The organism is Cytophagaceae bacterium ABcell3, from assembly GCA_030913385.1.
Lineage (GTDB): Bacteria > Bacteroidota > Bacteroidia > Cytophagales > Cytophagaceae > ABcell3.
This window is the reverse complement of the sequence record CP133159.1, coordinates 2,045,690-2,056,539: the sequence shown is the minus strand read 5'-3', so window position 1 is coordinate 2,056,539 and position 10,850 is coordinate 2,045,690. Positions and strand designations below refer to the sequence as shown.

Here is a 10,850-nt window from a genome sequence, read left to right as displayed (position 1 = left end):
TTCTTATGAAAAAATGTTGCGGTAAGCTGTGTTGGTTGATTGTTCGGGGGAATATTGTTAGACCTGACGATGAGAGCATCATCAAATCATTAAATTGATCGCCCTAATAATAAACTTATGAGCTAATGTCACCTAAAGCTCATTGTCCATTTTTCCTTACCTTTTTTGCTTGTCCAAAAAAGGTAACCAAAAAAAGACACTATGGCTGAAAGGCATATTGCCACGCACTAAACGCACAGTCCCTCCCTGCCAAAAAAATGCCTTAACTGACAATTTATTGTCAGATGCAGTTCTTTATGGCGGCATTTTTAAAAATCCGGCACCGCACGAGCCGCAATATGCCCACGCCAGCCATAGAGTTCCCACCCGCCCTTAGTAGCTACCGGACTGCTGATTATTGACCTATCCTTTTGTCTACTTTTCGGCTCTTACCAGTTGGGAGGTTATCGTAAATTTTGGCTGTTAGTTTTTGGGGCTCACACGTAAAAGTTGGGGAGTCTTGGTTTGATTTGTTAATTTTAAGGCAAGATGAAAGAAAGCATTATTGCCCCTTTTTTGCCGGAAGGCATACTAGATTTTTTTGAAATAGAAGCTGTAATAGAGCTATGTGACCTGAACAGCAAAAGAGCTTTTTATAAAATCAACCTCATTGAGCAGAACCGGCTATTAGGAAAGCATAAACCTGAAGAGTACGAGTCTAAAGGTTTTTATGAACCTAAAATTGTTCAAGATTTCCCTATCAGGGGAAAAGCCGTTTATCTTGAATTTAAGCGACGAAGGTGGAGGCATAAAACATGCAAGAACAAAATAGTTTACAATGACTATTCATTTGTAGCTGAAGGCTCTAAAATCACTCAAGAGCTTTCAGATTTTTTAAAAGGTACAGGTCGAGACCCGCGAAGATACCATTGGTAACATTGGCAGCTATTATGAGGTCAAAGGGGATTTGTTGAGGAGGCACTATAAGAAGAAAAGCAGTGGGTTTAAGCAGTGGGAACAAAAAGAGCATGCAGAGGACTATTTGGTCTTTCCGGACAATATCGGAGAGCATCTTAGTATAGACGAAGTTGCACTGTCAAAAGGAGAGTTGTACACTTTTATTACCAATAAAAACGGGAGAGGCAAAAAAGGCTCTTTGGTAGCTTCTGTAAAAGGCACATTGTCGGCAAATATCATACAAGTCCTAGAGAAAATCCCTCTGGAACAAAGGAATAAAGTAAAGGAAGTAACCCTTGACATGGCAAAAAACATGGAGTCATCCGCAAGAACATGTTTCCCCATGGCAAATTTGGTTACAGACCGCTTTCATGTAGTAAGGCTGGCCCTGGAGGCTCTACAACATATAAGGGTCAATCAAAGATGGGTTGAACTAGATATGGAAAACAAGGCTATCGAAGCTGCCAAAAAGAATGGCGTTAGGTATAAAGCACCCTTATTGCCCAATGGGGACACCCCAAAGCAACTTTTGGCCCGCTGCAGGTATGTCTTTGCCAAAAAGAAAGCTGATTGGACTCAAAGCCAAGAGCAGAGAGCCAACATAGCTTTTGAAAATTATCCAGACCTCAAAAAAGCTTATGACCATGTTCTTGGGTTTAGGCTAATATATGAAAGCAACACAAAAATATCCGCTGAAAAAAAGTTTGCTGAATGGATCAATAAAACTCATGAGATGGGAACCAAGGAATTTTTAACGGTAGCAAATACAGTAAGCAACCATATGAGCAATATTCTAAACTTCTTTGACAATAGATCTACCAATGCAAATGCGGAATCTTTTAATTCAAAAATAAAGCTCTTCAGGGCAAACTTAAGAGGCGTTGTAGATACAAGGTTCTTCTTGTTCAGGCTCTCTAAGCTTTTTGCTTAAATCCCCAGAAAAATACGGTGACCCGTTTTTGGGGTAGTGTTTTAAACTCTAAAAACAAACACTATACCTGCATCCCCGCACCTGTTGCGGAGCCTGTTTGAATAAGGACTTGTGGTTGTTTCATTACCCCGTGTTGATACCAACGTAAATATTATTACCCTTTGCCCTTAATAATCATAATTGTCATGCTGAGGGACGAAGCATCTGTCGGGGTAACAGCATGAGTGCCTTTATCTGCTCTTATTACCAAGGGTGCTAGAGTCTAACAGATTCCTCCTGCGTCGGAATGACAGGTTATTATAAAGGTTATAATCAGCAGAAAACCAAAATATAACCGTCATTGCGAGGCATAAGGTAGTGGTCGGGAAAGTTCTTTGCATGAAACTTTAGCCTTTAGTTTCTTATGAAAAAATGTTGCGGTAAGCTGTGTTGGTTGATTGTTCGGGGGAATATTGTTAGACCTGACGATGAGAGCATCATCAAATCATTAAATTGATCGCCCTAATAATAAACTTATGAGCTAATGTCACCTAAAGCTCATTGTCCATTTTTCCTTACCTTTTTTGCTTGTCCAAAAAAGGTAACCAAAAAAAGACACTATGGCTGAAAGGCATATTGCCACGCACTAAACGCACAGTCCCTCCCTGCCAAAAAAATGCCTTAACTGACGATTCATTGTCAAGGGCAGTATTTTATGGCGGCATTTTTAAAAGTCCGGCACCCCACAAGCCGCAATATGCCCACACCAGCCATAGAGTCCCCGCCCGCCCTTAGTAGCTACCGGACTGCTGATTATTGAGTTATTCTTTTAGTCTACTTTTCGGATCTTACCGGTTTGGAGGTTATCGCTGGCTTTGGGTGTAGCTTTTGGGGATGGTGTTTTTAAGCTTTAAAATCAACACTATAGCTGTCTCCCCGCACCTGTTGCGGGGGGCTGTTGGGGTAAAGCAGGAATGTGAATTGCCAAATATTAAACGGTGCCGGTAAGCTGTATTGGTTGATTGTTAGGGTGTCAAATACTGGACCTGACGACTAGATTGCTTCGTCGTGCCTCCTACCGATGACGTTGGGGGTAATTTGGTGATTGTGGGGGTGTTATTATCTTATAGGTTGTAATAACATCTATCCTTAAATCCTGCCTATCCTTCCATCTTTCGAATCCCGGTTCAGACAGTATAATACCAGACCTGACAATTAAATTGCTTCGTCCTTCCTCCTCGCAATGACGTTGGGGGTGAGTTGTAATAGAGGGTGTCAAATACCAGACCTGACGATTAGAGCATCATCAAATCATTAAACTGATCCCCTTATTATTAAATTTAAGGAGCTAATGTTACCTAAGGCTCATTCTCCATTTCTTCTTACCTTTTTTGCTTGTCCAAAAAAGGTAACCAAAAAAAGACACTATGGCTGAAAGGCATATTGCCACGCGCTAAACGCACAACCCCTCCCTGCCAGAAAAATGCCTTAACTGACGATTCATTGTCAAAGGCAGTTTTTAATGGCTGCATTTTTAAAAATCCGGCACCCCACAAGCCGCAATATGCCCACACCAGCCATAGAGTCCCCGCCCGCCCTTAGTAGCTACCGGACTGCTGATTATTGAGTTATTCTTTTGTCTACTATTCGGCTCTTACCGGTTTGAAGGTTACGCTGGCTTTGGGTGTACCTTTTGGGGATGGTGTTTTTAAGCTTTAAAATCAACACTATAGCTGTCTCCCCGCACCTGTTGCGGGGGGCTGTTGGGGTAAAGCAGGAATGTGAATTGCCAAATATTAGGCAGGTGCCAGCGTCTAACATTAAGGTTTTAATTAGCAGAAAATCAGAATTTAACCGTCATTGCGAGGCGCAAGATAGTGGTGGGTAAAGTTCTATGGATTGAAGTTATAAGCCATTAGTTTTCTTATGAAAAAATGCCGCGGCAATCTGTTTGAGATAAGCAGTATAGGTTGATTGTTTGTGGGGTAATGAATATTAGACTTGACGATGAGATTGCTTCGTCGTTTCTCCTCGCAATGACGTTGGGGTGAGTTGTAATTGAGGGTGTTATGTACCAGACCTGACGATTAGAGCATCATCAAATCATTAAATTGGTCGCCTTATTAATACACCTAATGAGCTAATGTTTCCTAAAGCTCATTCTCCATTTCTTCTTACCTTTTTTGCTTGTCCAAAAAAGGTAACCAAAAAAAGACACTATGGCTGAAAGGCATATATTGCCACGCACTAAACGCACAGCCCCTCCCTGCCAGAAAAATGCCTTAACTGACGATTCATTGTCAAAGGCAGTATTTTATGGCGGCATTTTTAAAAATCCGGCACCCCACAAGCCGCAATATGCCCACACCAGCCATAGAGTCCCCACCCGCCCTTAGTAGCTACCGGACTGCTGATTATTGACCTATCCTTTTGTCAACTTTTCGGCTCTTACCAGTTGGGAGGTTATCGTAAATTTTGGCTGTTAGTTTTTGGGGTAGTGTTTTAAACTCTAAAAACAAACACTATACCTGCATCCCCGCACCTGTTGCGGAGCCTGTTTGAATAAGGACTTGTGGTTGTTTCATTACCCCGTGTTGATACCAACGTAAATATTATTACCCTTTGCCCTTAATAATCATAATTGTCATGCTGAGGGACGAAGCATCTGTCGGGGTAACAGCATGAGTGCCTTTATCTGCTCTTATTACCAGGGGTGCTAGAGTCTAACAGATTCCTCCTGCGTCGGAATGACAGGTTATTATAAAGGTTATAATCAGCAGAAAACCAAAATATAACCGTCATTGCGAGGCATAAGGTAGTGGTCGGGAAAGTTCTTTGCATGAAACTTTAGCCTTTAGTTTCTTATGAAAAAATGCCGCGGCAATCTGGTTGCGGTAAGCTGTGTTGGTTGATTGTTCGGGGTTAACTAATATGTGCCAGAGTCTGACCAGGTCTTATGGACGCTGACAGGTATTGCGCTGCCGGGCTACTGATTATGGAATTACCCTTTCCGTCTACTCTTCGGCACTTACCATCATAGAACTTACCGTCAAGGATGTTACAATTGACTTATAAAATCAAGCTATAACCGTTATTGAACCCCTCCAAGGTTTTTTGAAACACTTGGAGGGGGTGTGGAGCTTACCGCTAGTTTTATAGCTGTTAGTTTTGAGGATTATCTTTTACTCGTAATTTAGCCATGCCGATAAAAAATCGGCACTACAGGAATGCCGTTTTGTTCATCCTTAACATCAAACCTCTTATCTTTACCGATAAATTTTCACCCAATGCTATTCAACTACATATACTGGGACATACAGCCTGAAATATTCAACATTCTCGGATTTCCTGTGCGGTATTATGGCCTTCTTTTTGTTACCGGCCTGATTCTATCTGTGTATGTAATGAAATGGATTTTTCGTAAAGAGCATATTCCGGCCGAACACTTAGATAAACTAACCCTATATTCAATAATAGGAATTATTGCAGGAGCTCGGTTAGGACACTGTCTGTTCTATGAGCCTGAATATTTTCTGGCAAACCCTCTTGAAATGTTCTTACCAATACAAAAAACACCAGAGGGCGTATACTTTTTTTCAGGTTTCTCAGGACTTGCGAGTCATGGTGGTGGCCTAGGTGTATTAATAGCCTTGTTATTTTACTCCTATAAAACCAAACAACCGTTAATAAAAACCTTAGACTATATGGCAATTGCCGCCCCTCTGGCATGTGTTTTTATCCGCATGGCCAATCTGGTAAATTCTGAAATTATAGGTTACCCTACCACAAAGCCTTGGGCATTTGTTTTCCTTCAAGTAGACAACCAGCCGAGACACCCAGCCCAGCTTTATGAAGCGATTTGTTACCTTATGATATTCTGGTTACTACTATACCTTTATAGAACAGCAAATCAAAAATTAGGGAATGGTTTTTTCTTTGGCCTTTGCTTGAGTCTCATATTCATTTCACGGTTTCTAATCGAATTTGTAAAAGAACGGCAGGTGGCGTTTGAAGAAAACCTGCTCCTGGACTTGGGACAAATTCTCAGCATCCCATATATTATAGCCGGTGCTGTTTTTATTATCATAAGCCTTATAAAACAAAAACAGCAAAAGTCCACTGCTCAACTAGCTTAACCTGGAATAAAAAAACATGATCAGACATATACAACCTAACGATTACGACAAAATCATACCAAAGCTTGATGACTGGTGGGGGCGCAAACAAATGACAGACAAACTCCCACGTTTGTTTTTTGATCATTTCTCAGACACAAGCTTTATCATTGAAGAAAAGGGACTTATTAAAGGTTTTCTCATAGGCTTTATATCTCCGGCAAATCCTACCATTGGCTATGTTCACTTTATTGGTGTCAATCCTGACTTCCGAAAAGAAGGTATAGGAAGAAAACTTTATAGTGCTTTTATTGAAAAGGCAGAGCCATCAGGGGTAACAGTAATAGAATGCCTCACCTCTCCTGAAAATAGACTTTCAATTACCTTTCACAAAAAAATAGGTTTTTCAATAAAGCCAGGCGACGGACAAACAGAAGATGGATTTATGTTTACCAGAAACTATGACGGCCCGGGAGAACACAGGGTACTTTTCAATATCAGTACCAGAAAGTTCAGAAGCGTAAACAACAGTTCAGAACATCATGAAACGTTCTGAAGAGCATGAAGAGCAACTCGTCAGGAGAGCGTTTACTGAAAAGGGTTTGAAACTGAATTTTAGGATAATTATAATCTAATTTACAAATACTTAAGTTTTTTTTCTGAAAGAAATAGAAAGTCAGCCCGAATCAAATTTTGAGATAAACAGAAATATGCGGATTCTACACAAAGAAAAACAGCAAAATGTTTATCATTTCAGGAGTTTCACATCGTCCAGAAAAAAGCAATTATTATGTCTTTCCATGCCGATGCGCGGATAATAGTCTATTGCCTTAGGGGCAGACAGTAGGATAAGCTTTGCCTGAGGGGAGGCAATTTTGGTTTGTCTTATAAGCTCTTTGCCGATTCCTTGCTTCTGATAAGCCTCGTCCACGGCCAGGTCAGAAAGGTAAGTACAATACACATAATCTGTAATTGATCTGGCAACACCTACCAGCCGCCCTTCATGCCTTGCAGTAACAATCAGGTTTGCATTTTCCACCATTGCCCTGATTTTATCCATATCATCAACCGGCCTGCGTTCACCTAAAGTTGAGCGGATAAGAATATCATGAAACTCCTCCGCCAGAAGGTTATTTTCAGTCTGATAAACTATCATATCTTAAAATCCATTAAAAGTCCTCATCCTTAACTTTTACTTTCATATTATCCCATGTCTGCGGATGGAGTACAGGATACTTTTGGCAGTTTTGCCCCTGCATATAATTAATAATGTCAACAGCCCTTTCCTCAGAAGCAGGGTGTGTGGACAGGTATTTCAGGGCTGCCGGCATTTCATGGTCTTTTTCTGAAAATTGATACATCAGTTCGGCAAAAGGCTCTGGGTCAATATCAGCCTTAATAAGATAGTCTACTGATGTAAAATCAGCTTCTCTTTCCATATCCCGGCTATAGGAAGCCGCAGAAAGTAGCTTCATTAGCTGAGCGGCAGCCTCCGCACCGCCATTGCCCGCAGTCAGAGAAACAAGCACTGCCAAACCAGCTTGACGTATAAGTTTTTTCATTACATGCTTCTTTTCAATATGCGCAAGCTCATGACCAATCACGCCGGCCAGTTCCGCCTCACTGGAACACTTTGCCAACAAACCAGTATACACAACCATATGCCTGCCAGGAACAACATAAGCATTAACAACATCTTTCCGGACTACATGCAATTGAATACTTTCTCTTTCAATATCGTTGGCACTACATAGGTGATTTAACAAAGAATCTACAGGAGAATATATAGCAGGAGCCTCCACTTCCTCTTCTTCATTATTTAAATATTCTTCAAAAATTTCCCCTAGCTGATTTTCAAGTCGCTCTTCTGAATTATTCATTCCCAAAACAGAAAGCCAATTTACCTGGCTAAGCAAAAACCAGACTCCTCCTACAAAAAGGACAGCTATAGATAATTCAGACAGTACTTTCTTCATGCGCAGGTTTGCAAATTAAGTTTGTTAGGCTACCGTAAAAAAACCATTCCACATGTATTCCATTGCGGGTTTTCACAGCCGTGTAAATTGTGAAAATAAACTCTACTATATTAAACAGAAGTACAGTAAACAACCAGGAAAAGTATTGATTATCTGCTATCTGGTCTCCAAACACAATAGCAATTGTCCACCATACGAGAGAGGTGTTAAAAACCAGCAGAGAAACTTGCGACAATAAGGCCTGGATACAGTGCCAACGTACAAAGTAAGTGGCTTTCCTGTTTCCCATAAAAAAAATAAACGTAGCAATCAGGTTGACTATGGGTAGAGGCAATCCGGCAATTAGTGCCACAAGAGACATAACATAACTGTTAGATGCCCTTTCTGACTCATGATCGGATGGCGTATAAACAAATTCTTTAACTGAAATCATAAGCCTGCGCAAATAATTCTTATCCAATTTGCCAGAACAAGGATAATTAGCGGAACCGCTATATACTTCTTCCGGAAAAATGTTTCTGCTTTATTATAAAAAAGGTGTAGCGAGCTTTTATTTAACATAAGATCGAATAATATCCACAAAGGCGCAAGAACCATAATAGACAAAACAATTACCCCAAAAGGGTTCAACAGCACAGACTCTGCAAGTCCTCCGTTCAGTAAGGCCATTACTGCACGTGTTGAGCCACAGGATGGACAGGGGATACCTGTTACATTCTTGATCATGCACATACTAAAGGCGTTTTCTTTATTAGTATTGTACATATAAAAAGCTATTGTAAGCCAGATATACCCCGCCAGACAAGCAACTGACAGCAACATATACAGTTTGTTCCTGCCCATTGCCATATTAGCCAATCACCTTCATTAGCTTCTGCAGGTTCTTTTCCCTAGCAGCACCTTGTATCATAAACCAGTCAACAATAGCCCAAACTAAAAAACCTCCACAGGTCAAAAGCTTACCGATCCCCATTCCCGTATCGCCAATCATAAACCTGTCAATGCCAAGTTGGCCAGCAACAAGTGAAACAATAAGCATGGTGGTAGGATCCTTAAGAGAAACCGCTTGAATAGCTCCCCATTTGTCATCGCTAGCCGCTAAAAGCTTTTCTCTTATCGACTCAATGTGATGACTTTCAAAAAATTTACTGTTGGACATAATAAACATGTCCACTTTTTGTGCGTCCATAAATAGTAATGTGTATTTGGTTAAAGTATAATTAAAAAATTCAAATTCTATTTAAATAAGATCTCTTCGCAAGAAAAATCCCCTAAAGTCCTACATTCATCCATAAAAATGATACTATATACGCCAAGCCATTGGACAAGTTTCACATAAATAGCAAAAAACACAAGATAAATGTAAAAAAACTCCCCCTAACCTTCTTCAAATGAAACAACCGCCTCTTTACATACACTGTTGTTGAACTTAAAATTAATATCCTACCACAAAACTACCTTATCCATAAAAAACACCTTTTAAACTTATTTTTATACCAAATAATTACCTTAATCAGTATTTTTCCCTATCTTTCCGCCCACTTTATGACAGGCTTATTTCCGCATTGGTAAAAAAACTGTGGGAATTAGTAACAATTCACTAGCAGTATATGCCTCATAAAGGTTTTAGAAAAGGAAAAGTTACCATTCAATCATTGATTGAGTCATAACTTTAAGTAGGGTTATTTTACATCATTATTACTATTATGTATCATCCAAGACTAAGAGGTTCATACCATGAAATGGGGGTTAAACACGCCACCAATCTAATCAAAAACGAATATCAACTACCTGATTTAGACCAAAGCAAACTAGAGTTTGGCAAGGAAAGCTACAAAGAACTTCAACATTTCTTTCCAGAGGTTATTGATGAGATAAAAGGTTTGGCAGAAACCCTAGGTGTTTCAGAAGAACATATCGCCACACTGTTGTTAAGCCCCGGAGCTCCTGAAAAAGAATCCCAAGGCACCTCTTTTGCCTACAAAAATGAAGATCAGGTACTGTTTGCCAGAAGTTTTGATTTTCACTATAACGAGACAAAGTTTACCGAAGCCAGTCTCGTAAAACCAGATGGCAAATTTGCCTACTTAGCCCATTCAAAAACTTTTATTGGACGCGAAGATGGGTTCAATGAAAAAGGCCTAGCCATAACTGCCACCCACGTAGACGGAAAATCACATAAGCCGGGCGTAAACTACTACTTTATTGTTAGATATATTTTAGAAAACTGTAGCAGTACAGATGAAGCCATCCATATAATTGAACAAGCCCCCCTTTCCGTCTCTAGCAATTACTTAATTTCTGACAAAAAGAGATCGATGGTCGTTGTAGAAGCAGCACCGGAGAAAACTATGGTCAGAAAGCCTGAACGCAACTTCATTTCTTGCACCAATCATTTCCAATCTCCTGAAATGAAAGCTTTTGAACAGTCGGAAAATGAATGGAGTAAATCGACCATAAGACTACAGGAAACCAAAGAGCTCTTGGCAGAAAAAGAGGAAGACTTAACCATTGATGATATAAGAGAGGTCTTGGCAGACAAAAGTAAAAGTTTACTCCTAGACCTTCCTGAAATAGGTTTTGGAACGTGTTGGGCTACTATCACAGAACTAACAAGTTCAAAAATACTCAGGGCAGAAGGGCAGCCAACTGCTAAGAGATTTAAACCTGAAATCAGACTTGACTGGTTATTGTCAAAAGAAGCCAACAAAAGAACACCGAAAAGAAAAAAGGCTGTTCAAGATTAAGTCTCTCATTTTTAATCAATAAGAAAAAGTCTGACACCCACTCCTGTCAGACTTTTTTTATTAACCACTTTCCCCACCCATTACCACACCCTAATAGAAAAAGCAAAAGGCCTCCCACACAAACGATGGCGATTTTAGGATCCAAAATATTTTAAAAGTTTTCAAC

The 10,850-nt window shown here is 40.1% G+C and carries 10 protein-coding genes; 5 read left to right on the top strand and 5 right to left on the bottom strand.

What is annotated here, in order from left to right; all coding sequences use genetic code 11:
* Nucleotides 1-528 precede the first annotated feature (528 nt).
* From RCC89_08440 to RCC89_08425, 4 genes are all read left to right on the top strand, one after another.
* Nucleotides 529-915 (top strand): hypothetical protein, encoded by a 387-nt coding sequence (locus tag RCC89_08440; protein WMJ73189.1) that lies wholly within the window; start codon nt 529-531, stop codon nt 913-915.
* A gap of 31 nt (nt 916-946) precedes the next feature.
* On the top strand, nt 947-1,867 hold the full coding sequence (locus tag RCC89_08435) for a transposase (GenBank protein WMJ73188.1): 921 nt from the start codon (nt 947-949) through the stop codon (nt 1,865-1,867).
* 3,266 nt (nt 1,868-5,133) lie between these two features.
* The gene (lgt, locus tag RCC89_08430; GenBank protein ID WMJ73187.1) at nt 5,134-5,982 is read left to right on the top strand and encodes a prolipoprotein diacylglyceryl transferase; all 849 of its coding nucleotides are present in this window, start codon (nt 5,134-5,136) and stop codon (nt 5,980-5,982) included.
* Nucleotides 5,983-5,998: 16 nt separating this feature from the next.
* Nucleotides 5,999-6,517 carry a GNAT family N-acetyltransferase gene (locus RCC89_08425; GenBank protein ID WMJ73186.1) on the top strand — a complete coding sequence of 173 codons (519 nt, stop codon included), beginning with the start codon at nt 5,999-6,001 and terminating at the stop codon, nt 6,515-6,517.
* Nucleotides 6,518-6,709: 192 nt separating this feature from the next.
* Here RCC89_08425 and RCC89_08420 read toward each other — a convergent pair whose 3' ends face one another.
* Genes RCC89_08420 through RCC89_08400 form a run of 5 tightly spaced genes read right to left on the bottom strand, consistent with a single transcriptional unit; the run spans nt 6,710 to nt 9,096 of the window.
* Nucleotides 6,710-7,117 carry a GNAT family N-acetyltransferase gene (locus tag RCC89_08420; GenBank protein ID WMJ73185.1) on the bottom strand — a complete coding sequence of 136 codons (408 nt, stop codon included), beginning with the start codon at nt 7,115-7,117 and terminating at the stop codon, nt 6,710-6,712.
* A gap of 13 nt (nt 7,118-7,130) precedes the next feature.
* Nucleotides 7,131-7,937, bottom strand: coding sequence for a M48 family metallopeptidase (locus RCC89_08415; protein ID WMJ73184.1), 807 nt, complete (start codon nt 7,935-7,937; stop codon nt 7,131-7,133).
* Complete coding sequence (locus tag RCC89_08410) at nt 7,918-8,370, bottom strand: DUF4870 domain-containing protein (protein WMJ73183.1); 453 nt, start codon at nt 8,368-8,370, stop codon at nt 7,918-7,920. Before RCC89_08410 ends, RCC89_08415 begins: the two co-directional genes overlap by 20 nt.
* Nucleotides 8,367-8,780, bottom strand: a complete 414-nt coding sequence (locus tag RCC89_08405) for a DUF2752 domain-containing protein (protein ID WMJ73182.1) — start codon at nt 8,778-8,780, stop codon at nt 8,367-8,369. The genes RCC89_08410 and RCC89_08405 overlap by 4 nt, the downstream gene beginning before the upstream one ends.
* A 7-nt stretch (nt 8,781-8,787) precedes the next feature.
* Nucleotides 8,788-9,096, bottom strand: coding sequence for a TM2 domain-containing protein (locus tag RCC89_08400; GenBank protein ID WMJ73181.1), 309 nt, complete (start codon nt 9,094-9,096; stop codon nt 8,788-8,790).
* A gap of 547 nt (nt 9,097-9,643) precedes the next feature.
* Here RCC89_08400 and RCC89_08395 point away from each other — a divergent pair.
* A complete protein-coding gene (locus RCC89_08395) occupies nt 9,644-10,684 on the top strand; it encodes a C45 family peptidase (GenBank protein ID WMJ73180.1) in 1,041 nt (346 codons plus the stop codon).
* Nucleotides 10,685-10,850 lie beyond the last annotated feature (166 nt).